A 24,156-nucleotide genomic window follows, 5' to 3' on the forward strand; every position below is an offset into this window, starting at 1 on the left:
TTCCCTCGGGTGAACGTTCCGGCACTCCGCGCGCGTACAGTGGCGCTCCGGGGGGACAGGCCACGGACGGGACGGACGACGGGACGGTGCGGCAGTGAACGGTACGGCGGCGGAGCGCGTGGTGGGCCACCGGGCGCTGCACTGGCAGGTCCGGCCGGAAGCGGCCCGGGGCGCCGTCCTGGTGCTGCACGGCGGCGAGGAGCACAACTTCGCCCGGCCCGGGCGCCTCAACCTCCCGCTGCTGCGGATGCACGGCTTCCTGCGCGGGCTCACCAGGGCGACCGCGGACGCCGGCATCGCCATCGGGACCGTCCGCTACCGCCACCGCGGCTGGAACGGCGAACGGGCCGACGCCGCGCGGGACGCGACCGCCGCCCTCGACGAGCTGACGGCGCTGCTCGGGCCGGTGCCGACGGTGCTGGTCGGCCACTCGATGGGCGGGCGCGCCGCGCTCCAGGCCGGCGGGCACCCGGCCGTCACCGGTCTGGTCGCCCTCGCGCCGTGGTGCCCGGCCGAGGACCCGTGCGAGCAGCTCGCCGGACGGGACGTGCTGATGCTGCACGGCGACCGCGACACCGTCACCCCGCCCGCCGACACCCGCGCCTTCGCCGCCCGCAGCCGCGCCGCGGGCGCCCGGGTCTGCGGATACACCGTCACCGGCAGCGGCCACGCCATGCTCCAGCGGATCCCCGACTGGCACCGCGCCACCACCCGCCTGACCACCGCCCTGCTCGGGCTCCACCCGCTGCCCGCCGAAACGGCCTCCGCCCTCACCCTCCCGGCAGCCTCCCGCGAGGCCCTCACCCTCGCCCTGCCGCGCCAGCCGCGCCGCGCACCGGCCCTCCCGGCGAACGTCTGACGGGGACGCGTACGCCTCCGCCCCCGCCCCCACCCCCCGCCCGCTCCCGCGGCAGGCGGAGGCCGGCGGGCTCGGCCGTTGACGGGGTCGGCCCCGGCGGGCTGGACGCAGGGGGACTCGAACCGACGACCAGCGTGGCGGGCCGGTTGTCGCCGTCCGAGCCGGAGGCCCTGAAGCCGCGGCCCGGGTCGGTGGGGCTCCTGGGGTCGCGGCTGCACCTAGACCGTGTGCCAGAGCGCTCCGGCGAAGACCGCCGTCACCCAGGTCCACAGCACGGAGAGGCCGATGTGCCCGACGGTGCGCAGGCGGTCGCCGCGCCACAGCCGGGGCGAGAAGTAGGCGAACTCGAAGAGCCAGCGCAGGCCCCAGAAGAGGGTCTGGCCCGCCAGCAGGACGGTGCCGAGCCGGCCGCCGGCCAGCAGGTCGGGGGCCAGGCAGAGCGGGAGCAGGCCGAGCAGGGCGCAGGCGAGGCCGACGAAGAAGAGGTGGGCGTAGGAGACCTGGCGGGTCAGCAGGGTGGTGCCGGACAGGTCGGCGGGCCAGCCGATGACGCGGGGCAGCACCGCGTGGCCCAGGCCGAGGGCCACGAGGGCGGCGCCGACCAGGTGCAACTGGCCTTCCAGGGTGATCAGTCCGGTCATGGCGCGGGCTTCCGGAAGGCGAAGGCGGTGACCAGGCCGGCGATCCGGCGCTCGGCGGCCGGGTGCAGGCCCGCCTCGGCGGCGTGCCGGAGCCAGGTGCCGCGGGGCAGGAAGTGCCAGGCGCCGGGGCCGTAGACGGCGGTGTTGGCGGCGTCCCGCAGGTGCTCGACCAGCAGCAGGGTGCCGCCGGGGCGCAGGCTGCGGGCGGCCTCGGCGAACAGGGCGGTGCGGTCGGCGGGCCGGCGCAGCTCGTGGGCGGCGAAGACGGCGAACACGGTGTCCAGGGTGCCGGTCCCGGCGGGCAGGGCGCCCGGGCGGGCCGGGATACCGCCGGGGGCGGGCGGGGCGTGGCGGCGGGCCCGGCGGATCGACCCGCCGGCGGTCAGCGCCGGGTCGTACAGGTCGGCGAGGCGGCCGCGGGCACCGGGGTGACGGGCCGCGAGCGGGCCGCCGGCCTCGTCCAGGCCGGTGCTGATCACCAGGTGGTCGCCGGGGCCGTCGGGCAGCAGGGCGGGCAGCCAGTCGTAGCGGTGGAGTTCGGAGCGGTCGTAGACGCACCAGGTGGCGAGGGTGCTGACGGCGAGGTACCCGGCGGCGGTGGCGGCGGCCGCCCGGGCGAGCGCGGCGGCGGGACCGGGCAGCCGGCCGGCCAGCGCCCCGCCGACGGCGGCGGTGAGCGCTCCGGCCGCGTACATCGGCCAGTTGTAGCGGACGACCTCGCGCACGCCGGACGGGCGGGGGCCGTCGGTCCGGGCCGTGGACGGGCAGAGGACGGTCGAGCAGCGGACGGGCGGGCGCGCGCCGGAGGGGCGGGGCTCGGCGGGGGCGGTCATCGGGCGGCTCCGGTGAGGGTGCGGCGCTCTCCGGCGTGCCAGCCGTAGTCGAGGCCGGCGACGTGGAAGGCGTTGGCGAGCAGGGGCCGGCTGCCGGCCAGCGGGCCGTGGTCGAAGAAGGTGAGCCGGGGCACCTCGACGGCCACCGGCGCGGGGTCCCAGTGGGCCCGGGTGGCCTTGACCACGATCATCGAGCGGGTCTGCGGCTCGTACTCGAAGGTGTAGGGCAGCGGGCCGGCGAAGCGCCGCGCGGCCCGGGCGTCCGCGAACGGGCTGCCCGGCGGGAGGGCGGCGGGGGCGCTGCCGAGGTCGGCGCGCACGTGCAGGTCGGCCCGGCCGTCGCCGCTGACCACCTTGAACTCCAGGGTGTCGCCGACCACCCGGGTGCCGATCCGGGCGTGCCGGTAGTGGTAGCGGGAGAAGGCGTTGCCGCCGAGCGCCATCATCCGGCTGTCGGTGTCCGAGCGCAGGATGCGCAGGCCGCGCATGGTGCGTCCGCCGGGGGTCGGGAAGCGGGTGAAGACCCGGTAGCCGGTCAGGATGAAGTCCCGGCCCAGACGGGCGGGCAGCGCGGCCGGGCGCAGCGCCCGGGTGTCCACGACGGCGGCGGCGACGAAGCCGTGCTCGGTGCCGTCGGGGTCGGTGTAGGTGTCGAGGGCGAGGCCGGGCGGCACCAGCGGGGCGAGCAGCCGGGGCGGCAGGGCGTAGGTGAGGACGAGCGAGTGCGCGAAGTGGGTGCGCATCGCGAAGGGGTGGCGTCGCAACAGGTGTCGCACGGTCGACTCCGGGGTCTGGTACGGGTTTCGGAGCGTGACGGGGCCGCACGGGACCGCCCTTCGCCGCAGGCCGCGGCGGGGCGCTCTCGCGCGTCCTCATCATGGCGCACGTCTTTGAACGCGTTCAACTTGGGGTGGGAGGGGACGCGGAAGGGGCGAGGGAAGGGGCGAGGGAGGGGTACGCGAACGGCCGGGAGGGCACGGCGTGGACGGCCCCCGCCCGCGCTGCGCGAAGGCGGGTCCGGACCGGGCCCCGGCGCGCGGCGGCTCCGGGGGGCTCTTGCCCCCGGACGGACCACCCTCCACCGCTTCCCGCTCCCCCCGTGCGAGTGGTTTCGTCCCCCGCAACGGCCTCGGAGACGGTCAGTGGACGGATGATCCGTCCCAGGGCCGTGCTGGACGGCCAGGGAAGGACGGTTCGGGACGATGAGCACGACGCGGCGTTCGCTGCTGGGCGCGGCGCTGGGCGCCCCGCTACTGGGGTGGCTCACCGGGACGGCGGCCGGTGCCGTTGACGGCGGCACCGACCGCGCCGGGAAACTGGGAACGCTCTCCGACGGCTGGGTCGAGGTGCGCTGGACCCCGGAGGCGCAGACCCAACTGGACCGCTTCCACGCGATGGTGGACGTCGTCTCCCCGGCGCGCATGGTGCTGGACGCCCACGGCCCGGCCGTCCACCTGCCGATCCGCTCGGCCGTGGGCGACCCGTCCCTCGCCAACCCGCCCAAGGCGCACGGTGACGGGGCACTGGACGGCGGGGTCGCCCTCCGCACCTCCCAGGGCGTGTACCGGGTGGTGAACCTGACCGGCGCGATCAACGACGGCCTGGGCTCCGGCCGCTGCGAGGTCAGCGGGGCCGAGATGGGGCACCGCTCGGCCTTCCGCTGCGGCATCACCGAGGGGAAGCTGACCGCCGATCCGGTGCCGGCCGGGAAGCCGATCAAGGTCCGGCTCAGCGGGGTGCCGCTGCGCCCCACCCAGGAGGCGGTGGACGCGTACACCGCGAACTTCGGCGCGCACCCCGTGACGGTGGACACGGTGCTGGCGTACGTCACGGCCCAGGGGGTGTACACCCCACCGCCTCCGGCCGCGCCGGAGCTGCGGTCGTAGGGGCTTCCGGGGCGGCTGGGACGTTCAGGACTGCTGAGGCTACCAGGACTGCCGGGACTGCCGGGACTGCTCAGGCTGCCGGGACTGGGCGGGCACGCCGCCACCGAAGCGGCGCTCGCGGTCCGCGTAGGCCCGGACGGCCCCGCTCAGCCGGGCCAGGTCGTAGTCGGGCCACGGCGTGGGGTCGAACAGCAGCTCGGCGTAGGCGAGTTGCCAGGGCAGGAAGTTGCTGATCCGCTGCTCCCCCGAGGTGCGGATCAGCAGGTCGACGTCCGGGAGGTCCGGGAGGTACAGGTGCCGGGCGAGGTCGGCCGGGCCGATCGCCTCCGGCCGGATCCGGCCGGCCACCGCCTCGGCGGCCAGGCTCCGGGCAGCGGCGGCCAGCTCCTCCCGTCCGCCGTAGTCCACGCAGACCGTCAGGGTCAGCGCGCCGTTGTTGGACGTCATGCTCTCCACCAGCGCGATCGAGGAGGCCAGCGACTCGTCCACCCGGTCCCGCCGGCCGCACCAGCGGATCCGCACACCGAGCGCGTGCAGGCCCTCCGCGCTGCGGGTGAGGCCGTCGGCCAGCGAGTCGAACAGCGCGGTCAGCTCCTCGGGCGGGCGGTCCCAGTTCTCGGTGGAGAACGCGTACAGGCTCAGGTGGCGGATGCCCAGCCGCAGCGCCGCGTTGACCAGGCGCAGGGCGGCCCGCTGCCCGGCCTGGTGGCCCTGCTGCGCGGGCAGCCGGCGGGCCTCGGCCCAGCGGCGGTTGCCGTCCATGACCACGGCGACGTGGGCGGGCACACCCTCGACGGGCTCACGCCGGGCCCGACGGTGGGGAGTGACACCGTCGGAGCTCAGCGGGGTGAGGCCCTCGGTCAGGACGCGCGAGCGCACCATGGTCACTTCGTCGTACTGGAGCTGGGCGCCGAGCAGCAGGGTGTGCAGGAACGGGCGGCAGCCGGGGGCGGCGAGCCAGGTGACCGGCAGGGCCTGCTCCAGGAGGCGGTGCAGCTGCGCCTGCTGGCTCTCGATCAACGCGTCCAGGGCGGCCGGCAGGCCCGGGGCGGCCCGGGCGGCCCGGTGGTCGCGGCGGAGGGCGCCCCCGCCGAGGTCGGCGACGGTCAGGCCGAGCCGGCGCAGGTCCTCCCGCGGCAGGTAGCAGCGGCCGGCCGCGAGGTCGAGCGGGAGGTCCTCCAGGATGTCGGCCAGCTGGCAGGCCTCCCCCAGCGCGGACAGCGCGCCCGCCGCCTGTGGGCCCCGCGCCCCCAGCAGCGGGGCCCACAGCTCGGTGATCGTCCCCGCGACGCCGCGCAGGTGGCGCCGCTGGTCCGCGAGGCTCTCGAAGGCGGGCGGGCGGGCGCCGTCGGCGAGGGTGGCGTCCAGGAACTCCCCGACCAGCGCCGGGTCCAGCTCCCAGCGGCGCACGGTGTCCACGAAGGCCCGGCGCAGCGGGTGCTCGCTGCGCCCGGCCGCCAGCTCGGCCAGGGTCTCGGCCCGCCACCGGGCGAACCGGCGCTGCCGCTCGGCGGGGTCGGCAGGGGTGTCGGTGTCGCTGGCGTTGACGTCACGGGTGTCGACGTCATGGGCATCGGCGTCACGGGCATCGGCGTCACGGGCATCGGCGTCGTCGGCGATCCGGTCGGACCGGGAGGCGAAGCCGTTGACGGCGTGGAAGTACGGCCGCACCTCGGGCGGCAGCAGGTCGCCGATCGCCCGCAGCGAGGCCTGGTGGTCGGCCACCTCCTGTTCGCAGACCCGGTACGACTCCGTCAGCTCCGGCGAGCCGCCCACCGCCGCCCCGCTCCCCGCCATGCCCGTTCCCGCCCTCCGCCGATACCGTGCGCGGTCTGGTCAACGAGGCGGGGGCGGATCGGTGGCGTTTCCGGCCCGCCTGCGGCCCGGTCCGACGGTGGCCCGGTCCGACTACGGCCCGGTCCGGGCGTGGTCCGGCCCCGGCTCAGCCGAGGTCGGCCGGGGACTCCACCACCACCCCGTACAGGTCGCCGATCGTCGCCAGCGCGGCACGGTGGACCTGGTCGGCCGTCAGCCCGGTGCCGGACGACTCCAGCGGGCGGGTGGCGCAGGCGGCGGCCACGACGGTCGGGCGGTTGCCGCGCAGGAAGGCTCCGGCCGTGGTGAAGGCGACGCACATGTGCGTCATGAACCCGGCGGCGCGCCACCACCCACTGGTCCACGGCCGGCCAACTCGCCGAGGAGCACCCGGAGATCGAGGTCGACCCGGACCCGATCTTCATCCGCGAGGGCGAGGTCTGGACGGGCGCGGGCATCAGCGCCTGCCTGGACCTGTCGCTCGCGCTGGTCGCCGAGGACTTCGGCGAGGAGCTGGCCCTGCGGGTCGCCCGCCAGCTCGTCATGTACCTCAAACGCCCCAGCGGCCAGAGCCAGTTCAGCGTCCCGCTGGAGCCCGTGTCGACCACCCGGCGGATCGAGGAGCTGCGCCACCACATCCTGCGCAACCTCTCGGAGCCGCTCACCGTCCCGGACCTCGCGGCCCACGCCCACGTCGGCGAACGGCAGTTGACCAGGATCTTCAAGACCGAGCTGGGCACCACCCCGAGCGCCTACGTCGAGTCGGCCCGGGTCGAACTCGCCCGCCACCGGCTGGAGTCCACCGACGCGACGCTCGACCGCATCGCCACCGCCTGCGGCTTCGGCACCACCGACACCCTGGTGCGCGCCTTCCGCCGCCGCCTCGGCATCACGCCGACCGACTACCGGCAGCGCTTCCGGACGACGGCGGCGACGACGGCGACAGCGGCACCAACGGCAACGGCGGTCACGGCAGCCGTACCGTGAACACGGTGCGCCCGGGCCGGCTCTCCACCGCCACCGCGCCGCCGTGCGCCCGGACCACGGCCCGGACGATGGCCAGGCCGAGCCCGGTCGAGCCGGTGGCCCGGGAGCGGGCCCGGTCGCCCCGGACGAAGCGCTCGAAGACCCGGTCGACCAGCTCGGGCGCGATCCCCGGCCCGTCGTCTGTGACGCTCAACTCGGCCTGGCCGCCCACGCGTTCGAGCCGCAGGAGGACCTCGGTCCCGGGCAGGGTGTGGGTCCGGGCGTTGGCCAGCAGATTGGCCGCCACCTGGCTCAGCCGGTGCTCGTCCCCGCACACCAGCACAGGCTCCTCCGGCAGCGCGAGCCGCCAGCGGTGCTCGGGCCCGGCGGCGCGGGCGCCGGCCACCGCGTCGAGGGCGATCCGGGTCAGGTCCACCTCCTCCTCGGCCAGCGGGCGGCCGGCGTCCAGCCGGGCGAGCAGCAGCAGGTCCTCGACGATCGCCCCCATCCGCAGCGTCTCGGCGTCGATCCGCTCCAGCGAGTGCCGGACCTCCGCCGGGACCGGCCCGGGGTGGCGCAGCGCCAGTTCGGCGTGGCCGCGGACCGCCGCGACCGGGGTGCGCAGCTCGTGGCTGGCGTCGGCGGCGAAGGCGCGCAGCCGTTCCTCCACCGCGTGGCGGCGGGCGAGCGCGTCGCCGACGTGCCCGAGCATCCGGTTGAGCGCGGCGCCGACCCGGCCGACCTCGGTGCGCGGGTCGTCGTCGGGCACGCGTTCGGCGAGCAGCACCTCGCCACTGGCGAGCGGCAGCGCGCCGACCCGCTCGGCGATGCCCACCACCCGCCGCAGCGGGCGCAGCGAGAAGCCGACCCAGGCCGCCCCGGCCGCGCCCGCCGCGGTGGCGGCGATCGCGAAGACGGTGAGCTCCAGGGTCTCCAGCCGGTCGACGGTGTCCTCGGCCGGGCGCAGCGGCAGGCCGCTGACCAGCACGTCGCCGTCCCGCCCGGCCACCGCGCGGACCCGGTAGCGGCCGAGGACCCGGCCGAGGTCGAGACCGCGGGCCGGGCCGTCGACGGGCAGGGCGGCCAGCGCGTGCTGCTGCTCGGCGGTGAAGACGACCCGGTCGTCCTCCCCGTCGGGCCCGGCCTCGCCGTCGGGCCCGTCCGCGTCATCGGCGTCCCCGTCGACCACGCCCGCGGCGGTGACCCGCCCGCCCAGCAGCCGTACGCCGAGGGTGCCGGGGGTCTGGGCCCGGGTGTCGGGGCCGGCGCCGTGGCCGGTGTGTTCCAGGCTCGCGGCGTAGCGGCCGCCGGACTCGGCGAGCTGCTGGTCCAGGCGGTCGACCAGGAAGTGGCGCAGCGCGGCGGTGGTGGCGAGGCCGACGGCGGCGCAGGTGGCGACGAGCAGCACCAGCAGACCGGCGATCAGTCTGGCGCGCAGGGTACGGGGGGCCAGGGATGGACGGAGGGCCGAGGGCGGACGGGACCTTCCCGTGCGGGGCTTCACGTCGCGGCCTTGATCAGGTACCCCGCGCCCCGCACCGTGTGGATCATCGGACTGCGGCCCGCGTCCAGCTTCTTGCGCAGGTAGCTGATGTACAGCTCGACGATGTGCGCCTGCCCGCCGAAGTCGTACGACCAGACCGCCTCCAGGATCTGCGCCTTGCTGAGCACCTGCCGCGGGTGGCGCATCAGGTGGGCGAGCAGGGCGTACTCGGTCGGGCTGAGCTCGACCGTCTCCCCGGCCCGGGTGACCTCGCGGGCCCGGTCGTCCAGCACGAGGTCACCGAGCACCAGCGCGTGCGGCGGCGGCTGCCGGACGGCGGTCGGCGGGGCGGCCCGGCGCAGCAGGCCGCGCAGCCGGACCACCACCTCGGCCAGGCTGAACGGCTTGGTCACGTAGTCGTCACCGCCGGCGGCGATGCCGGCGATCCGTTCCTCGACGGCGTCCCGGGCGGTCAGGAACAGCACCCGTACCTCGGGCTGCTCGGAGTGGAGGCGGCGCAGCACCTCCAGGCCGTCGAGGTCGGGCAGCATCACGTCGAGCACCACGGCGTGCGGCCGCCAGGCCGCGGCGGCGTCGACGGCGGCCAGGCCGGTGGTCACCCCGCGGGCCTGCCAGCCCTCGTAGCGGACGGCTCCGCAGACCACCTCGACCAGGTCCGGTTCGTCGTCGACGACCAGGACCCGCCAGTCCGGGCCGTCGGCGGTCTCGTCCATGGGGTTCCTCCGGTCGGTGCTGCGCATGGTTCATCCTGGCCGGTTCCGATGAGAAACCGCTGAGACCTCCGGCACCGGTTCACCGGCCTTCACACCGGCTCCGACCTGGCCTGATGCCCGATCGGACGGGTGCCGGGGCGGGCCGGACCCAGAGTCGGCTCAGAGCCGGCTCAGAGCTTGCGGTGCGATCGTGGTCGGCCTCGGCGGCACCCGCCGCCGGGTGCCGAGGAGGATCCGATGACCACTGCCGCCGCCCCGAAGCCGCGGCCCGGGCCCCGGCGGCCACCCGTCCGGGCCGGCCACCGGGCGGCGCCGCGTCCGCCGTTCGCCCTCGACCCGCGCGCGGCCCTCGGCCTGATCGCCGTGGGCGCGCTCGGCGTGCTCACGCTGTGGTGGACGGGCACCCCGGCCGTGGTCGGCGCGGCCGGCTGGCTGACCGGCGCCGGGCGGATCACCGGGCTGCTGGCCGGCTACGCCGCGCCGGTGCTGCTCCTGCTGATGGCCCGGCTGCCGCCGGTGGAACGCGGGATCGGCGCGGACCGGCTGGCGCGCTGGCACGCCTTCGGCGGCCGCTGGACGGTGGCCCTGGTCACGGTGCACGTGCTGACGGTCATCTGGGGCTACGCGCTGACCGATGGGCGCGGCCCGGTCGGCGAGGGCGTGGAGATCGTCCTCCACTACCCCGAGATGCTCAAGGCCACCCTGGGCACCCTGCTGCTGCTCGGCACCGGCGCCGTCTCCGCCCGGATCGCGCGCCGCCGCCTCCGGTACGAGACCTGGTACTACCTGCACCTGGCGACCTACCTCGCGGTGGCGCTGGCCTTCGCCCACCAGACGGCCACCGGCGCCGACCTGGTCGGCGGCCCCGGCCGGGCCGCCTGGTACGCGCTCTACTTCGGCACGGCGGCACTGCTCGGCTGGTTCCGGCTGCTGCGGCCGTGGCTGCTCGACCGGCGCCACGGCCTGACCGTCGCCGAGGTGCGGCCGGAGGGCCCCGGCGTGGTGTCGCTCTTCCTGACCGGGCGGCGGCTGGACGAACTGCGCGCCGAGCCCGGCCAGTTCTTCCGGCTCCAGTTCCAGGCGCCCGGGCTGCGCTGGGCCGCCAACCCGTACTCGCTGTCCGCACCGCCGGACCCGCACTTCCTGCGCTTCACCGTCAAGGACCTCGGCGGGCACAGCGCCGCGGTGGCCGCCCTGCGCCCGGGAACCAGGGTGCGCGCCGAGGGCCCGTACGGGGCGTTCACCGCGCGGCGGCTGCGGCGGCGCCGGGTGCTGCTGCTCGGCGCCGGGGTGGGGATCACCCCGCTGCGCGCCCTGTTCGAAACCCTGCCGGGAGAGCTGACGCTGGTCCAGCGGGCCCGACGGCCGCAGGACGTGCTGTTCCGGAGGGAGCTGGCCGAGGTCGCCCGGCGGCGCGGCGCGGCGGTGCACGAGCTGCTCGGCCCGCGCGAGCGGGTCGGCGACCTCGGGGCCGCGCTGGCCCGGCTGGTTCCGGACCTCGCCGACCACGAGGTCTACCTGTGCGGCCCGGCCGCCCTGACCGAGGAGGCCGTCCGCGCGCTGCGGGCGGCGGGGGTCCGGCCGGGGCGCATCCACCACGAGAGCTTTTCGTTCTGAGCCCGTTCGGCTCGCCGACCACCTGAGCCGAGCACCTGAGGAGAGTCGAATCCATGCGTCGAGCCGTCGTCACCAGCGCCGCCACCGCGGCCGGGGTGGTGCTGCTGCTGTCCCTGAAACCGCACGAGGCCTCCGGGCCCGCCCCGGTGATCGGCTCCGGGCCGGGCACCGCCGCCGGCCCGGGCACCGGGTCCGACGTCTCGGAGCCGTCGAGCGCGCCGGTGCCCTCCGCGTCCTCGTCCTCGTCCTCTGCCTCCGCCTCCGCTTCGGGCGCTGTCCGGAAGGTCAGCGGGGACACCGTCGACACCCGCTACGGCCCGGTGCAGGTCCAGGTCACCCTGGCCGGCAGCAGGATCACCGCCGTCGACGTGGTCAGGTACCCCACCGCCGAACGGCGCGACCGCGAGATCAACGGTTCCGCGCTGCCGATCCTCAACCGGGAGGCGATAGCCGCGCAGAGCGCCCGGATCGACGTGGTCAGCGGCGCGACGTACACCAGCGACGGCTACGTCCGCTCCCTGCAGAGCGCCCTCGACCGGGCCAAGGGCTGAGGCGGCCCCGTGCTGCGCCACGCCGAGCCCGTGATGGGCACCGTCTTCTCCGTCACCGTGCGCGACCCCGGCCCCGGGACCCCGGCCGTGCTGAAGCGGATCGCCGAACGGCTGCACCGCATCGACGCGGTGTTCTCGACGTACCGGCCGGACAGCGAGATCAGCCGCCTCGACCGGGGCGAACTCGCCCTGGACGACTGCGATCCGGAGGTCCACGCCGTCCTGGCCGCCTGCCGGGAGGTGGCCGCCGAGACCGACGGCTACTTCAGCGAGCGGCCGGGCGGCCGGCTCGACCCCAGCGGCTGGGTCAAGGGCTGGGCGGTCGAGCAGGCGGCCGCCCTGCTGCGCTCCGCCGGCTCCCGGCAGCACTGCGTCAGCGGCGGTGGGGACGTGCAGTGCGCGGGCGGGCCGTGGCGGATCGGCATCGCCGACCCCCGGCAGCCGGGTCTGCTGGCCGCCGTCCTGGCCGGCCACGACCTGGCCGTGGCCACCTCCGGCACCGCCGAGCGCGGAGCGCACATCCTCGACCCGCACACCGGCCGCCCGGCCGATGCTCTGGCCTCGCTCACCCTGGTCGGCGCCCCGGGCACCGGCATCGCCCGCACCGACGCCTGGGCCACCGCCGCCTTCGCCATGGGACCGGTCCGGGCCCTGGCCTGGGCCGCGCGCCGGCCCGGCGTCGAGGCCCTGGCCGTGCTTCCGGACGGCTCCAAGCGCTGGACCCCGGGCCTGCCCGGGCACCTCCCGGCGAGCGGGCCGGCGGACTGGCGGACCGCCGTCGGCTGACCGGGGGCGGGGCCGGGCCGGGGCCGGAACCGGGGCCATGCCGGGGGCCGGAACGACCGTTCCGCATGTGGAACGCCCGTTCCCGGGGACGACCGTTCCGCCCGTCGGCCGACCGCCCTACGCCCGCTCCTGCTGCGCCGCCCGCCAGGCCTCCCAGGCGACCAGCGGCGCGAGGTACGACCAGCGCCGCGAGCCGTCCGGGCAGGTGCCGCCCTCGATCAGCTCGGAGACCGTACGGCGGGTGAACGGCACCCAGACGGCCATGTCGTGCTCGAAGGTGCTGTGGCAGGCCTCGCGGCGGCGGTCGATCTCGGCCGCGTCGAGCCGGGACCGGACGGTGGCGACCAGCGTGTAGCAGGAGGCCGGCTCGCTCCAGCCCAGCCAGGTGATCACGGCCGGCCCGACGTCGTCCGGCAGCAGCCCCAGCTCCTCCTCGAGCGCCCGCCGGACCAGCCCGTAGAAGTCCTCGGCGGCGCCCGGCTCGTCGCGGTACTTCATCGTCTCGTTGATCCCGACCGTCCACTGCGCCGGGAAGGTGTTGACCGCCAGCGAGCGGCGGAGCAGCAGCAGCCGGCCCAGCCGGTCCCGCACCGCGACGCAGGCGCTGACCATCGTGGGCGGCGCGACGGCCACGAAGCTCGTCAGGCCCTGGTCCAGCGCCTCGCGCAGCAGCCGGGCCGCCTCCGGGTCCTCCCGGCCCAGCCCGGTGGTGGCCATGCACTCCGCGTAGTCGCTCTCCGCGATGTCGACCTCGCAGACCCGCGCACCGCCGTGCTCGCCGTGATCGACCGTCAGCCGCGAGATGTACGCCGTGCGGCCCGCCGCACCGGCCGCCCGCCGACGCACCACCTCCCCGGCCCACCCGACCGCTTCCAGCACGTGCGGGCGCTCCACCCGCCCGCGGTGCGCCGTCACCAGCGTGCTCGGCGCCAGCGGCCGGGTCGCCGACCAGGTGATCAGCGGCGCCAGTCCGTCCGCCCGCACGTCGTGCGCCCGGGCCGCCGCCGTCAGGCTCGCCCGCCGTACCCGCGGCACCGGCACCCGGGAACCGAGCCGGGAGCCGCCGTACTTGGCGAAGTCGTACACCAGATTGGTCAGCACCCCGAGCAGCAGGGCCCCACCGATCCCCAGCAGCCACTCCACCCCGGTTCCCCCACTTCCGCGATCGACCCGCCCCATTGTGGAGGTGCTCCGTGCGGCGGCTCAAGGGCCGCGCCCGGGGCCCGTCGTCGAACGCCGCCCCGCGCCCGCGCCGTCCTGCGGGCGACGACGCGAGTCCGCGGACCAGGCACCGGGCACCGGCCACCCTGGAGCGGCTCCGGGCCGGTGTTAGGGTGATCGGAAAGTCGGCTCGGAGGCTCGGAGGCACTGAACAGTCGTGCGGCCGCCCAGGATTGCCGCGTCCGATCGCTCGCGCCCGCGCTCCTTCACCCGGTTCGCCCGGTCCGCGGTGCGTCGCTGCCCCGCCGCCGCCGGCTACCTCCTCCGCTGCCTCGGCACCGGTCTGTCCGGGCTGGTCGCGCTCGGCCTGCTGCTCGCCGTCCTCGCCCTCTGCCTGGTCGGCGTGGGCCTGCCGCTCCTGCCGACCGCCCTGCAACTGCTGCGCCGCTACGCCGAGTTCCACCGTCGGTTGGTCGGCCGGCGACTGGGCGGCGACCGGCCGCGCACCCCGTACCGCGACCGGGCGTCCCTCCGCGATCCGGCCGTCCGCAAGGACCTGGTGTGGCTGCTCGCCCACGCCACCGCCGGGACGGCACTGTGCGGCGCCGCCCTCACCCTGTGCAGCCACGCCGTCAACTGGCTGACAGCGCCGGTCTGGTGGCGGATGTTGCCGGGCGAGCGCGGGAAGATCATCCTGCTGACCGTCGACTCCTGGCCGGTGGCCGCGGCGGCGGCGGTCGGCGGGGTCGGCTACGCGGCGGTCGCCCTGGCCTCGCTGCCGCCAATCGCCGACCTGCACGCCCGGACCTCCCGCCGGCTGCTGGTCGCCCGGCCCCGCGCGTCGCTCGCCCGGCGCGTCCAGGAGCTGACCACCACCCGGTCCGAGGCACTGGACGCCCATGCCGCCGAACTGCGCCGGATCGAACGGGACTTGCACGACGGCGCCCAGGCCAACCTGGTGGCCGTCTCACTCCGGCTCGGCATGATCCGCCGCGCACTGGACCAACGGCCCGAGCAGGCCGCCGCGTTGGTGGACTCCACCCAGCTCGTCGCCGAGCAGGCCCTGGAGTCGCTGCGCGCCCTGGTGCGCGGCATCCACCCGCCGCTGCTCGCCGACCGCGGCCTCGCCGAGGCCGTACGGTCGCTCGCCGCCCGCTGCGCCGTACCCACCCGGGTCGAACCGGACCCTCCCGAGGCCTCCGCCAACCGCTCCCCCGACCTTCCCGCCAACCGCTCCCCCGACCGCTCCCCCGGTCCGCCGCCGCGCGCACCGGCCGCCGCCGAGGCCGCGGCCTACTACGTGGTCTCCGAGGCGCTCGCCAACGTCGCCCGGCACAGCGGCGCCCGCAGCGCCCTGGTCCGGCTGCGGATCACCGCCGCCGCCATCGCCGTCCGGGTCGAGGACGACGGCCGCGGCGGCGCCGTCGAGGGCGCCGGAAGCGGCCTGCCCGGCCTGCGCCGCCGAGTGGCCGCGTTCGACGGCACCACCCGCCTGTCCAGCCCGCCCGGGGGCCCGACCATCCTGGAAGTGGAGATCCCGTGCGGATCCTGATCGCCGAGGACAACGCCCTGCTCCGCGAGGGCCTGGTCCTGCTGCTGCACAGCGAGGGACACGAGGTCTGCGCGACCGTCGAACACGGCGACGACCTGCTGCCCGCCCTGCTCGACCATCGCCCCGACGTCGCCGTGGTCGACGTCCGGTTGCCGCCGGACTTCCGCGACGAGGGCCTGCGCGCCGCCGTCGAGGCCCGCCGCCGACTGCCCGCGCTGCCCGTCCTGATCCTCTCCCAGTACGTCGAACGCGCCTACGCCGCCGAGCTGCTCGCCCAGAGCGCCACCGGCGTCGGCTACCTGCTCAAGGACCGGGTCGGCCGCGCCGAGGAGTTCCTCCAGGCGCTGCGGCGGGTCGCCGAGGGCGGCACCGCGATGGACCCGGAGGTCATCTCCCAGCTGATGGCCCACCGCACCGGCCCCGACCCGCTGGCCGCACTCACCGCGCGCGAGCGGGAGGTGCTCGCCCTGATGGCCGAGGGCCACAACAACCCGACCATCGCCCGGCTCCTCGTCCTCGCCGAGAGTTCGGTGAACAAGCACATCGGCAACATCTTCGGCAAGCTCGGCATGCCCACCCCCGACACCGGCCACCGCCGGGTGCGCGCCGTCCTCACCTACCTCCGCGCACTCGCCGACGGGTGACCACCCCCACCCGCCGCCCCTCACCCCTCCCCGCGCGGAGCCCCGATCCGCACCGTGTCACCAAGGCCAGGACCCGGGTCGGTGACCCGGGTCCTGGCCTTGGTGGTTGTCGCGCCACCGCGCGGGCGGGGCGCGGAGAGTCAGGCGCGGATGCGGCGGAAGACGACGAGGAGGAGGGCCAGGGTGAGGGCCAGGAGGATGCCGGCCTCGACGAGTTGGACGGGGACGAGGTGGTCGGCCGGGTGGTAGCGGAGCCAGGAGGCGGTGGCGCCGTCGCAGTCGGTGCTGAAGCTGAAGCCGCAGGTGCTGGTGCTGACGCGGGTGCCGTCCGGGAGGACGATGCCGCGGCCGAGGAGCCAGGAGTTGGTGGGTTCGGTGGTGCGCAGGGCGGCGACCCGGTCCACGGCCGGGTAGAAGTAGGGGCGGGCCCAGAGGACCAGGCCGTGGGTGGCCGCGACGAGGGCGCCGGTGAGGAACATCGCGGGCAGGGCGCGGCGGAGGAGTTGGCCGACGAGGACGCCGAGGGCCAGGGCGAACAGGGACCAGGCGACGGGGGCGACGCCGAGGGCCGGGTAGGTCATGTACTGGAACGGCGGGTCGAAGGCGGTCGGGCCGTGCACGATGTCCGTCCACCACACCCAGGTCATCAGCGCGGCGAGCACGCCGGCGGCGGCCAGGACGGCGAGGCCGGGAACGGCCAGGCGGACGGCCAGCCAGCGGACCGGGCTGACGGACTGGGCCCGGATCAGGCGGATGGTGCCGCGTTCGTACTCCTGGGCCAGCAGCGGGGCGCCGACGAACACGCCGATCAGCAGCGGGAGCCCGGTGACGGCGGGCTGGAGGACCTTGAGGTACCAGAAGTTCGGGCGGTCGAGCGGCTCGACCATTTTCCAGCACTCCCTCCTGTCCCAGGTCTGGGGGGAGTAGCAGTCGGCCCGGCGCAGTTCGCTCACGATCTGGCTGCTGGCGACATGGACCCACAGGAGGTCGGCCACCGCCAGGACCGTCAGGGCGCCCAAGGTCCAGAGCAGGATGCGGTTCTGACGGAGCACCAGCCAGAGGATTCCGCGCAGCGCGGGGGTGGGGGTGCCGGAGGCCGTGGGAGCCGTGGGGGCGGTGGTGCGGTCGGGCAGGACGTCGGTACTCATGCGGCCACCTCGTGACGGTCGTTCGGGTCGGCGGGTGCGCGGAGGTAGCCGAGCAGCAGGTCCTCCAGGCTCGGCCGTTCGCTCTCCCACTCGCCGTCCACCGGCTCGCCGGTACGGACCAGCGCGACGACCCGGCGGCCGCTGACGCGCTGCTCGACCACCGACTCGGCGGCCAGGGAGGAACTTTGGGCGGCCAGGCCGGTGAGCAGCCGGTGCCCGTCGAGGATCTCCTCCAGGTCGCCGGCCAGCCGGATGCTCCCACGCTGGACGAGGAGCAGGTGGTCGATGACGCCGTCCAGATCGGGGAGGATGTGCGAGGACAGCACGATGCTGGTGCCGCGCTCGGCGGCGGTGGACATCAGGGTGCCCATCAGCTGGTGCCGGGCGAGCGGGTCGAGGTCGGCCATCGGCTCGTCGAGCAGCAGCAGGTCGGGGACCTTGCCGAGGGCGAGGGCGAGGCAGACCCGGGTGCGCTGGCCACCGGAGAGCGAGCCGATCCGCGCCTTGGGGCTCAACTCGCCCTGGTCGACGATCTGTTGTGCCGTCCGTTCGTCCCACACCGGGTTGAGCTCGCGGCCCATCCGCAGCGTCTCGGCGACGGTGAGGCCCGGGTAGAGCGGCTTGTCCTGCGGCACGTAGGCGACCCGGGCCCGCAGCCCGGGTGTGCCGACGTCGGCGCCGAGCACCCGCACGTGTCCTTCGGTGGGCGCGAGTTGGCCGGCGGCGAGGGCGAGCAGGGTGCTCTTGCCCGCGCCGTTGGGCCCCACCACCCCGCAGATCCGCCCGGCCGGGACGGTGACGTCGCAGCCGCGCAGGGCCCAGCCGTTCCGGTACATCCTGCCGAGGCCGGTGGCTTCCAGCGCCACCTCAGGCGCCGCCTCCCGCGCCGTGGTCGTCGGGTCGTTCACCCGGTCCCCCCACTGTTCTCAGTTCGGTGTTGCCGGGGAGTCTCAGGCCCCGGTGCCGGAGCGGGACGCCCCGGTGTCGGATGTCCCGGCGTCGGCGCCGGAGACCCCCGTGTCAAAGCGCTGCTCCAGGACGGAGGCCATCAGCGCGGCGATGTCCTCGCGCTCCAGTCCGGCCCCTCGGGCCCGGTCCACCCACCCGACCAGGTCCGCGCGCAGCGGCCCGTCCGCCGCCGCCTCCGGCCGGGCGAGCGAGCGCCGGACGAAGGTGCCGAGCCCCGGGCGGGGTTCGACCAGTCCCTCGCGTTCGAGTTCGCGGTAGGCCTTCAGGACGGTGTTGGGGTTGATCGCGGTCAGTTCGACCACCTCACGGGCGGTCGGCAGCTTGTCTCCGGGCTGGAGCAGTCCGAGCCGCAGGGCCTGCTTGGTCTGCAGCACGATCTGCTGGTACGTGGAGACGCCGCTGCGCCGCTCAATGCGGTACTCGATCACCGGCGTTTCGGCCTTTCACTAGTTCAATAGTGGAATAGTGGCCCACCACGGCGCGCGGGTCAAGCCGGACCAGGGGGCACCAGCGGAGACGCCTCAGGGGCGGTGCAGCAGGAGCAGGCCGTCCCGGTCGGTCAGCGACCGGTAGCCGCGCTCCCGGTAGAGGGCCAGCATCCGGGCGGTGTCGGCGGTGGCGCACGGGGACCGCACGCTCGGGTCGCGCAGGTCGACGGCCACCCACTGCGCTCCGGGGCCCACCGGCGCCCGGCACACCAGGGTGACCTCGGCCCGGCCGGTGAGCTGCGCCGCCAGGCGGTTGGAGGCGGCCACGGTGGCGTCGTCGGATATCCGGTGGAGCAGCGCCCGGGTGGCGGTGAGCCGGGGCGGGGTGCGCGGGCCACGCCGACCGGGCCTTCGGGCTGCCCCACGAGCTCCCGACCGCAGGCCGTCGAGCACCCGAGCGGCTCCGTACGTCAGCGGCGCTTGACCTTGACGCTACGTCAGGGTTGGAGGCTTGTCGCATGACGAACGAGAGCACTTCCGCCACCCCGCTCCAGCCCCCGGTCGGCGGGTTCCAGGAGATCGACGGCCGCCGCCTCTACCTGCACCGGCAGGGCAGCGGCGGGCCCGCCGTCGTCCTGCTGCCCGGCGCCAGCGCCATCGGTCTGGACTACTTCGGCGTCCAGCAGGGGGTCGCCCGGTTCACCACCGCGGTGGTCTACGACCGCGGCGGCACCGGCTACAGCGACGACGCCGCACTGCCGCGCACCGCCGCCGAGGTCGCGACCGAACTGCGCGAACTGCTGCGCGCCGAGGGCGTTCCCGGCCCGTACGTCCTGGTCGCGCACTCGCTCGGCGGCGCCTACGCCCACGGGTTCGCCCAGCGGTACCCGCAGGACGTCGCCGGACTGGTCTGGCTGGACGCCTTCCACCGCGACTGGGACGACTACATGCCCGCCGAGGTGAGCCTGGCCGCCACCAAGCGGCTGTCGCCCACCGAGGAACAGCTGCGCCAGGCGCTCCCGGCCATCCGGCAGATGGGCGAGGAGCTGCTGGTGGACTACCCGGCCGACGTCCGCGACGCGGTGGTCGAGTACCACGTGAGCGAGCGCTGGATCCACGCCGGCATCGCCGAACGCGCCTCGATGCCCGACCTGGCCGTCGAACTGCGGGCCGGGGCGGACCTCCCCGACGTCCCGCTGATCGCGCTCACCCCGCTGGGCGTCGACCCCGGCCAACAGGCGCTGATGTCGGAGGAACTCCTCCAGGCGATGCACGACGGCAAGACGCGGCTGTACGCGGACATGGTGGCCAGGGTCTCGAACGGGGAGCAGCGCATCCTCTCCGACACCGGCCACAGCCAGTTCGTCTTCGAGCGGGCCGATGCGGTGATCCAGGCGATCCGCGACGTCGTGGAACGGGCGGACCGCGCCTAGACTTCGACCCCGACCACGACCATCACGACGGCGACCACGACCACCACCACCACGAATCCTCGAAGGAAACGGAGCCGGACGGTGCTCACGATCAGTCAACTCGCCGCGACCGCGGGCGTGACCGTGCGCACCGTCCGCCACTACCACCAGGTCGGGCTGCTGCCCGAGCCCGAACGCGACGGCTCCGGCTACCGCAGGTACAACGCGCAGGCCGCGGTGGACCTCATCCGGATCAGGACGCTCGCGGACGCCGGGGTGCCGCTGGCCCGGATCGACGCGCTGCTGCACGCCCGGCCGGAGGAGTTCGCCGCCGCCGTCACCGAGCTCGACGCCGAACTGAGCCGCCGGATCGACCGACTCGCCGAGCACCGCCGCCGGATCGCCGACCTGGCGAGCGGCGAGCGGCTCGCGCTGCCGGCCGAGGTGGTCGCCATCCTGGACCGGATGCGCGCGCTCGGGGTCAGCGAGCGCTCGGTCCTGCTCGAACGCGACACCTGGATCCTGCACCAGGCCCTGGACCCGGAGGCGATGCGCCGGGGCGTGCAGGAGAAGAACGCCGCCTTCGACGACCCCGAGACGATCCGGCTGTTCCTGCTCTGCGACCAGTCGCTCGACTGGGAACCGGACGATCCGCGCGTGGACCGGCTGATCGACGAACTGGACACCTGGGAGGCCGCCCACGGCCGCGACAGCAGCCGGCCCGGGAACCAGGCGGTGATCTTCTCCCGGATCGCCGAGGCCTCGCCGACCTGGCAGCGCATCCTCGACGTGCTCGTCCACCGCGCCAAGCAGCGCCGCGTCACCGAGGAGCGGAGGAGCGCCGCCTCTCCAAGCAGCGCCGCCTCACCGAGCAGCGACGCCTCACCGAGGAGCGACGGGCCGCGGCCCCGCCGCGGAAGCGCTGACGCCCGGCCCACGCCACGTCTGCCGAAGGAGAGTTGACGCCCGGTCGGCTCCGGCCTGGCACGGAAGCGTTGAGGTCCGATTCACGCCAGCCTGTCACCGGTCGTCCTGGTGGACTTAGGGTCACCCACCCACCACCCACCGACGGGACCTCCGGCATGCCGACCGGCACCACCCTCCGCCCTGCTCCATCCGCGCCGAAGCCGCGCGCCGCCCGGGACGGCGGCACCCTCGCCGTCCTCGCCGTGACGACCGGCGTCTTCTCCATCGTCACCACCGAGATCCTCCCGATCGGCCTGCTGACGCCGATCGGCGCCACCTTCCGGATCTCCGACGGCACCGCCGGGCTGATGATGACGCTGCCCGGCATCGTCGCCGCGGTGGCCGCACCGGTGGTGACGGTCGCCACCAGGCGGGCGGACCGGCGGACCATGCTCTGCGCGCTGCTGCTGGTCCTGACCCTGGCGGACCTGCTCAGCGCGCTCGCGCCGGCCTACTGGGCGGTGCTGACCGCCCGGATCGCCCTCGGTCTGGTCATCGGCGCGTTCTGGTCGATCGGTTCCGGGCTCGCCCCGCGCCTCGTCCCCGAGCACCGGCAGGCCCGGGCCAACACGTTGATCTTCTCCGCCGTCCCGCTCGGCTCGGTGCTCGGCGTACCGGCGGGGGTGTTCCTCGGCTCCCTGGCCGGCTGGCGGGCCGCCTTCCTCGCGATGGCCGCACTGACCCTGCTCGCCCTGGCCGCCCTCCTGCGGTCGCTGCCGCCACTGCCCCCGTCCACGGCCACCGGGCTGGACGTGCTGCGCGGGCTGCTGGCCCAGCGGGGCACCCGGACCGGCATCCTGGTGACCTTCCTGATCGTGCCGGCCCACTTCGGCAGCTACACCTACGTCACCCCGTTCCTCACCGGCACCACCCACGCCGGCACCGGCCTGATCACCGCCCTGCTGCTCGGTTACGGCGCCACCGGACTGCTCGGCAACGTCCTGGCCGGCGGCCGGGCAGCGCGTGCGCTGCGTCCGGTGTTCGGCGCGGCGGCCGTCCTGCTCGCGGGCGCCGCCCTGCTGCTGCCGCTGCTGGGCACCGGCGTCCCGGGCGCCGCTGTGCTGCTGACGGTCTGGGGCCTCGCGTACGGTGTCGTCCCGGTCTGCTCGCTCAGCTGGTTCCTCGCCGCGGCCCCGCACGCGCCGGAGGGCGCCGGTGTGGTCTTCACCTCGGCGTTCCAGGCCGCCTTCTCGATCGGCGCGCTGACCGGTGGCCTGGTGGTGGACCACACCTCCCCCGGCACGGTCATGCCGCTCGGCGGGGCGGTCGCCCTGCTCGCCGCGGCCGCCGTGTGGCGGTACGGTCACCGGGTCCGCCCGGTCGAGCCGTCGTGAGCCCGCGTGAAGCCGCCGTGACGCCGCCGTGACGCCGCCGACGCCGTGACACGTGCGGCCGACCCCTGGCCCTCCGCTCCGTCCGTGGTGAGAATGCCGGGGTGCCGTCGACCCACCCGCCCGGACGGCGGAGGCGGGGCAGGTGGCAGCGCCGGCCGGGACGGTCCCGGGCGGGTGCGGACGGGAAGGACGGCCGACGGATGGACAGTCAGCGGAAGGACAGCTCACGGAAGGACGGCCCGCGGGAGGACAGCTCACGGGAGGGCGGGCCGCGGATGGATCCGGCGTTCCAGGGACGGTTCGGCGACTACCAGAACGAGATCTACCTGCGCGGGCTCGGCGGTGTGCTGCCGACGATGCCGATGGCCTTCGCCGAGCTGGAGGCGCGGGCCGGCGCGGCGCTGGCACCCTCCGTACTCTCCTACGTCGCGGGCGGGGCGGGCGACGAGGCCACCCAGCGGGCGAACGTCGCCGCCTTCGGGCGGTGGGGCCTGGTGCCGCGGATGATGGTCGGCGCGAGCACCCGGGACCTGTCGGTGGAGCTGTTCGGCCTGCGGTTGCCGACCCCGCTGTTCATGGCTCCGATCGGGGTGATCGGCCTGTGCGCGCAGGACGGCCACGGGGACCTGGCCACCGCCCGGGCCGCCGCCCGGACCGGCGTGCCGATGGTCGCCTCCACCCTGACGGTCGATCCGCTGGAGCGGGTCGCCGCCGAGTTCGGCGACACCCCCGGCCTCTTCCAGCTCTACACCCCCACCGACCGGGCACTGGCCGAGAGCCTGGTGCACCGGGCGGAGGCCGCGGGCTACCGGGGCATCGTCGTCACCCTGGACACCTGGGTCACCGGCTGGCGCCCGCGCGACCTGGCGACCGCCAACTTCCCGCAGCTGCGCGGCCACTGCCTGGCCAACTACACCTCCGACCCGGTGTTCCGCGCCCGCCTCGCCAAGGCACCGGAGGAGGACCCGCAGGCGGCCGTCCTGGAGTGGGCCGGCGTCTTCGGCAACCCGCTGACCTGGGACGACCTGCCCTGGCTGCGCTCCCTCACCGACCTGCCGATCCTCCTCAAGGGCATCTGCCACCCCGAGGACGTCCGGCGCGCCAGGGACGGCGGCGTCGACGGCATCTACTGCTCCAACCACGGCGGCCGCCAGGCCAACGGCGGCCTGGCCGCCCTCGACCTGCTGCCCGACGTGGTCGCGGCCGCCGACGGCCTGCCCGTCCTCTTCGACTCCGGCGTCCGCTCGGGCACCGATGTCGTCAAGGCCCTCGCCCTCGGCGCCACCGCCGTCGGCATCGGCCGCCCGTACGCCTACGGACTGGCCCTGGAGGGCACCGACGGCATCGTCCACGTGCTGCGCTCCCTGCTCGCCGAGGCCGACCTGCTGATGGCCGTCGACGGCTACCCCACCCTCGCCTCCCTCCGCGCGGACGGTGCGGTGCGCCGCACATGACGGGAAATCAGGTCATGGTGTCCACCGGAGACCGACAGGGCTTGCCGGGACATTCGGGACGGCCCTACGCTCGAACGGCACAAATCGGGTCCGTACGTTCCCGCACGCTGGGAGGTCCGCCATCATCCGCGTCCTGCTGACCGCCTTCGAACCGTTCGGCCGCGATCCCCTGAATTCGTCCCTGGAGGCCGGCCGGCTGGTCGCCGCCGGACCGCCGGCCGGGGTGACGCTGGAGTTCGCCGCGCTGCCCTGGGCGTTCGGCGACTCGATTTCCGAACTGCGCCGGGCGGTGGACCGGTTCGAGCCGGAACTGGTCATCGCCACCGGCCAGGGCGGCAACCGGCCGGACCTCACGGTCGAGCGGGTGGCGATCAACCTCGACGACGCCGTCCGGAGACCCGACCGGAAGGGCAACCAGCCCCTCGACCAGCCGGTCGTGCCGGGCGGCCCGGCCGCGTACTTCTCCTCCCTGCCGGTGAAGGCCTGCGTGGAGGCGGTCCAGCAGGCCGGCATCCCGGCCACCGTCTCGCACACCGCCGGCACCCACCTCTGCAACCACGTGTTCTACGGCCTGGCGCACCTGATCGCCACCGAACGCCCGGAGCTGAGCGGCGGGTTCGCGCGCCTGCCGTACCTGCCAAGCCAGGCCCCCGGCCGGGAGGCGAGCGCCTCGATGTCGGCGGAGACGGCGGCCGAAGGCGTGCGCATCCTGATCCGCAGCGCCGTGGCCACCCTCCACCCGCCGCCCGTCGGCACGGTGGCGGCACCGCGCCGACGGAGCTGGCTGCGCCGCCGAAGCGGCTGAAGCGGCTGAAGCGGCTGAAAACGCGAAGAACCCCCATCCGGAAACCGGATGGGGGTTCATTCTGAAGAATTGTTCGGCGGCGTCCTACTCTCCCACAGGGTCCCCCCTGCAG

23 protein-coding genes and 2 pseudogenes are annotated in these 24,156 nt (G+C 75.5%); 13 read left to right on the plus strand and 12 right to left on the minus strand.

Annotation, left to right across the window (positions count from 1 at the left end; all coding sequences use genetic code 11):
- Positions 1 to 94 precede the first annotated feature (94 nt).
- Positions 95 to 859, plus strand: a complete 765-nt coding sequence (locus ACFWP2_RS37120) for an alpha/beta hydrolase (protein WP_380460061.1) — start codon at positions 95 to 97, stop codon at positions 857 to 859.
- 218 nt (positions 860 to 1,077) lie between these two features.
- Here the strand turns inward: ACFWP2_RS37120 and ACFWP2_RS37125 are convergent, their stop codons facing one another.
- From ACFWP2_RS37125 to ACFWP2_RS37135, 3 genes are read right to left on the minus strand one after another with little or no spacing between them, the layout of a single operon-like run.
- On the minus strand, positions 1,078 to 1,500 hold the full coding sequence (locus tag ACFWP2_RS37125; RefSeq protein WP_380460063.1) for a hypothetical protein: 423 nt from the start codon (positions 1,498 to 1,500) through the stop codon (positions 1,078 to 1,080).
- The gene (locus ACFWP2_RS37130; protein WP_380460065.1) at positions 1,497 to 2,333 is read right to left on the minus strand and encodes a class I SAM-dependent methyltransferase; all 837 of its coding nucleotides are present in this window, start codon (positions 2,331 to 2,333) and stop codon (positions 1,497 to 1,499) included. The genes ACFWP2_RS37125 and ACFWP2_RS37130 overlap by 4 nt, the downstream gene beginning before the upstream one ends.
- Positions 2,330 to 3,109: a DUF2071 domain-containing protein gene (locus ACFWP2_RS37135; RefSeq protein ID WP_380460067.1), complete on the minus strand. Its 780-nt coding sequence runs from the start codon at positions 3,107 to 3,109 to the stop codon at positions 2,330 to 2,332. The genes ACFWP2_RS37130 and ACFWP2_RS37135 overlap by 4 nt, the downstream gene beginning before the upstream one ends.
- 426 nt (positions 3,110 to 3,535) lie before the next feature.
- Between ACFWP2_RS37135 and ACFWP2_RS37140 the strand changes: the two genes are divergently transcribed.
- Positions 3,536 to 4,219 carry a hypothetical protein gene (locus tag ACFWP2_RS37140; protein WP_380460069.1) on the plus strand — a complete coding sequence of 228 codons (684 nt, stop codon included), beginning with the start codon at positions 3,536 to 3,538 and terminating at the stop codon, positions 4,217 to 4,219.
- 39 nt (positions 4,220 to 4,258) lie between these two features.
- Here the strand turns inward: ACFWP2_RS37140 and uppS are convergent, their stop codons facing one another.
- Both uppS and ACFWP2_RS37150 read right to left on the minus strand, forming a co-directional pair.
- Positions 4,259 to 6,016 carry a polyprenyl diphosphate synthase gene (uppS, locus tag ACFWP2_RS37145; protein WP_380460071.1) on the minus strand — a complete coding sequence of 586 codons (1,758 nt, stop codon included), beginning with the start codon at positions 6,014 to 6,016 and terminating at the stop codon, positions 4,259 to 4,261.
- Between the two features lie 145 nt (positions 6,017 to 6,161).
- Positions 6,162 to 6,374: pseudogene (locus ACFWP2_RS37150) on the minus strand (isochorismatase family protein); the annotation flags it as partial.
- Between ACFWP2_RS37150 and ACFWP2_RS37155 the strand changes: the two are divergent.
- Positions 6,374 to 7,021 (plus strand): annotated as a pseudogene (locus ACFWP2_RS37155) (GlxA family transcriptional regulator); the annotation flags it as partial. The pseudogenes ACFWP2_RS37150 and ACFWP2_RS37155 sit on opposite strands and share 1 nt — an antisense overlap.
- On the opposite strand, the gene ACFWP2_RS37160 reads toward ACFWP2_RS37155, so the two are convergent.
- Together ACFWP2_RS37160 and ACFWP2_RS37165 are read right to left on the minus strand one after the other, a co-directional pair.
- Entirely contained in the window at positions 7,002 to 8,408 is a 1,407-nt protein-coding gene (locus tag ACFWP2_RS37160) for a sensor histidine kinase (protein ID WP_380460073.1), read from the minus strand. The pseudogene ACFWP2_RS37155 and the gene ACFWP2_RS37160 overlap by 20 nt on opposite strands.
- Positions 8,409 to 8,500: 92 nt before the next feature.
- On the minus strand, positions 8,501 to 9,244 hold the full coding sequence (locus ACFWP2_RS37165) for a response regulator transcription factor (RefSeq protein ID WP_380460075.1): 744 nt from the start codon (positions 9,242 to 9,244) through the stop codon (positions 8,501 to 8,503).
- 210 nt (positions 9,245 to 9,454) lie between these two features.
- Here ACFWP2_RS37165 and ACFWP2_RS37170 point away from each other — a divergent pair, with 210 nt between their 5' ends.
- From ACFWP2_RS37170 to ACFWP2_RS37180, 3 genes are read left to right on the plus strand one after another with little or no spacing between them, the layout of a single operon-like run.
- Positions 9,455 to 10,834 carry a ferric reductase-like transmembrane domain-containing protein gene (locus tag ACFWP2_RS37170; RefSeq protein ID WP_380460077.1) on the plus strand — a complete coding sequence of 460 codons (1,380 nt, stop codon included), beginning with the start codon at positions 9,455 to 9,457 and terminating at the stop codon, positions 10,832 to 10,834.
- Positions 10,835 to 10,887: 53 nt separating this feature from the next.
- Positions 10,888 to 11,385 (plus strand): FMN-binding protein, encoded by a 498-nt coding sequence (locus tag ACFWP2_RS37175; RefSeq protein WP_380460079.1) that lies wholly within the window; start codon positions 10,888 to 10,890, stop codon positions 11,383 to 11,385.
- Between the two features lie 33 nt (positions 11,386 to 11,418).
- The gene (locus ACFWP2_RS37180; RefSeq protein WP_380460101.1) at positions 11,419 to 12,171 is read left to right on the plus strand and encodes an FAD:protein FMN transferase; all 753 of its coding nucleotides are present in this window, start codon (positions 11,419 to 11,421) and stop codon (positions 12,169 to 12,171) included.
- 117 nt (positions 12,172 to 12,288) lie between these two features.
- On the opposite strand, the gene ACFWP2_RS37185 is transcribed toward ACFWP2_RS37180, so the two are convergent.
- Positions 12,289 to 13,314 carry a hypothetical protein gene (locus ACFWP2_RS37185; protein ID WP_380460081.1) on the minus strand — a complete coding sequence of 342 codons (1,026 nt, stop codon included), beginning with the start codon at positions 13,312 to 13,314 and terminating at the stop codon, positions 12,289 to 12,291.
- 307 nt (positions 13,315 to 13,621) lie between these two features.
- Here ACFWP2_RS37185 and ACFWP2_RS37190 point away from each other — a divergent pair, with 307 nt between their 5' ends.
- Positions 13,622 to 14,884 carry a sensor histidine kinase gene (locus ACFWP2_RS37190; protein WP_380460083.1) on the plus strand — a complete coding sequence of 421 codons (1,263 nt, stop codon included), beginning with the start codon at positions 13,622 to 13,624 and terminating at the stop codon, positions 14,882 to 14,884.
- Positions 14,872 to 15,528 carry a response regulator gene (locus tag ACFWP2_RS37195; protein WP_380460085.1) on the plus strand — a complete coding sequence of 219 codons (657 nt, stop codon included), beginning with the start codon at positions 14,872 to 14,874 and terminating at the stop codon, positions 15,526 to 15,528. Before ACFWP2_RS37190 ends, ACFWP2_RS37195 begins: the two co-directional genes overlap by 13 nt.
- Before the next feature lie 140 nt (positions 15,529 to 15,668).
- On the opposite strand, the gene ACFWP2_RS37200 is transcribed toward ACFWP2_RS37195, so the two are convergent.
- The 4 genes from ACFWP2_RS37200 to ACFWP2_RS37215 form a co-directional block, all read right to left on the minus strand.
- On the minus strand, positions 15,669 to 16,676 hold the full coding sequence (locus tag ACFWP2_RS37200) for a hypothetical protein (RefSeq protein ID WP_380460087.1): 1,008 nt from the start codon (positions 16,674 to 16,676) through the stop codon (positions 15,669 to 15,671).
- Positions 16,673 to 17,584: an ABC transporter ATP-binding protein gene (locus ACFWP2_RS37205; RefSeq protein WP_380460089.1), complete on the minus strand. Its 912-nt coding sequence runs from the start codon at positions 17,582 to 17,584 to the stop codon at positions 16,673 to 16,675. The genes ACFWP2_RS37200 and ACFWP2_RS37205 overlap by 4 nt, the downstream gene beginning before the upstream one ends.
- A gap of 42 nt (positions 17,585 to 17,626) precedes the next feature.
- Positions 17,627 to 18,073, minus strand: a complete 447-nt coding sequence (locus ACFWP2_RS37210; protein ID WP_380460091.1) for a GntR family transcriptional regulator — start codon at positions 18,071 to 18,073, stop codon at positions 17,627 to 17,629.
- A 93-nt stretch (positions 18,074 to 18,166) separates the two neighbouring features.
- Complete coding sequence (locus tag ACFWP2_RS37215) at positions 18,167 to 18,526, minus strand: hypothetical protein (protein WP_380460093.1); 360 nt, start codon at positions 18,524 to 18,526, stop codon at positions 18,167 to 18,169.
- A 65-nt stretch (positions 18,527 to 18,591) separates the two neighbouring features.
- Here ACFWP2_RS37215 and ACFWP2_RS37220 point away from each other — a divergent pair, with 65 nt between their 5' ends.
- The 5 genes from ACFWP2_RS37220 to pcp all read left to right on the plus strand — a co-directional run bounded on the left by ACFWP2_RS37220 (position 18,592) and on the right by pcp (position 24,044).
- Entirely contained in the window at positions 18,592 to 19,506 is a 915-nt protein-coding gene (locus ACFWP2_RS37220; protein ID WP_380460095.1) for an alpha/beta fold hydrolase, read from the plus strand.
- A gap of 81 nt (positions 19,507 to 19,587) precedes the next feature.
- Positions 19,588 to 20,448, plus strand: a complete 861-nt coding sequence (locus tag ACFWP2_RS37225) for a MerR family transcriptional regulator (RefSeq protein ID WP_380460097.1) — start codon at positions 19,588 to 19,590, stop codon at positions 20,446 to 20,448.
- Positions 20,449 to 20,567: 119 nt separating this feature from the next.
- Entirely contained in the window at positions 20,568 to 21,785 is a 1,218-nt protein-coding gene (locus ACFWP2_RS37230; protein WP_380460099.1) for an MFS transporter, read from the plus strand.
- Between the two features lie 275 nt (positions 21,786 to 22,060).
- On the plus strand, positions 22,061 to 23,239 hold the full coding sequence (locus ACFWP2_RS37235) for an alpha-hydroxy-acid oxidizing protein (protein WP_380460103.1): 1,179 nt from the start codon (positions 22,061 to 22,063) through the stop codon (positions 23,237 to 23,239).
- Between the two features lie 121 nt (positions 23,240 to 23,360).
- Positions 23,361 to 24,044, plus strand: coding sequence for a pyroglutamyl-peptidase I (pcp, locus tag ACFWP2_RS37240; RefSeq protein ID WP_380460105.1), 684 nt, complete (start codon positions 23,361 to 23,363; stop codon positions 24,042 to 24,044).
- Positions 24,045 to 24,156: the final 112 nt, after the last annotated feature.

This window comes from Kitasatospora sp. NPDC058444 (assembly GCF_042721415.1).
GTDB lineage: Bacteria > Actinomycetota > Actinomycetes > Streptomycetales > Streptomycetaceae > Kitasatospora.

What these genes read in the sequence shown, in the direction of transcription:
- ACFWP2_RS37125 (WP_380460063.1), bottom strand. Translation starts at nt 1,500, where the DNA reads ATGACCGGACTGATCACCCTGGAAGGCCAGTTGCACCTGGTCGGCGCC.
- ACFWP2_RS37130 (WP_380460065.1), bottom strand. Translation starts at nt 2,333, where the DNA reads ATGACCGCCCCCGCCGAGCCCCGCCCCTCCGGCGCGCGCCCGCCCGTC.
- ACFWP2_RS37140 (WP_380460069.1), top strand. Translation starts at nt 3,536, where the DNA reads ATGAGCACGACGCGGCGTTCGCTGCTGGGCGCGGCGCTGGGCGCCCCG.
- uppS (WP_380460071.1), bottom strand. Translation starts at nt 6,016, where the DNA reads ATGGCGGGGAGCGGGGCGGCGGTGGGCGGCTCGCCGGAGCTGACGGAG.
- ACFWP2_RS37165 (WP_380460075.1), bottom strand. Translation starts at nt 9,244, where the DNA reads ATGCGCAGCACCGACCGGAGGAACCCCATGGACGAGACCGCCGACGGC.
- ACFWP2_RS37170 (WP_380460077.1), top strand. Translation starts at nt 9,455, where the DNA reads ATGACCACTGCCGCCGCCCCGAAGCCGCGGCCCGGGCCCCGGCGGCCA.
- ACFWP2_RS37175 (WP_380460079.1), top strand. Translation starts at nt 10,888, where the DNA reads ATGCGTCGAGCCGTCGTCACCAGCGCCGCCACCGCGGCCGGGGTGGTG.
- ACFWP2_RS37180 (WP_380460101.1), top strand. Translation starts at nt 11,419, where the DNA reads ATGGGCACCGTCTTCTCCGTCACCGTGCGCGACCCCGGCCCCGGGACC.
- ACFWP2_RS37200 (WP_380460087.1), bottom strand. Translation starts at nt 16,676, where the DNA reads ATGAGTACCGACGTCCTGCCCGACCGCACCACCGCCCCCACGGCTCCC.
- ACFWP2_RS37220 (WP_380460095.1), top strand. Translation starts at nt 18,592, where the DNA reads ATGACGAACGAGAGCACTTCCGCCACCCCGCTCCAGCCCCCGGTCGGC.
- ACFWP2_RS37230 (WP_380460099.1), top strand. Translation starts at nt 20,568, where the DNA reads ATGCCGACCGGCACCACCCTCCGCCCTGCTCCATCCGCGCCGAAGCCG.
- ACFWP2_RS37235 (WP_380460103.1), top strand. Translation starts at nt 22,061, where the DNA reads ATGGATCCGGCGTTCCAGGGACGGTTCGGCGACTACCAGAACGAGATC.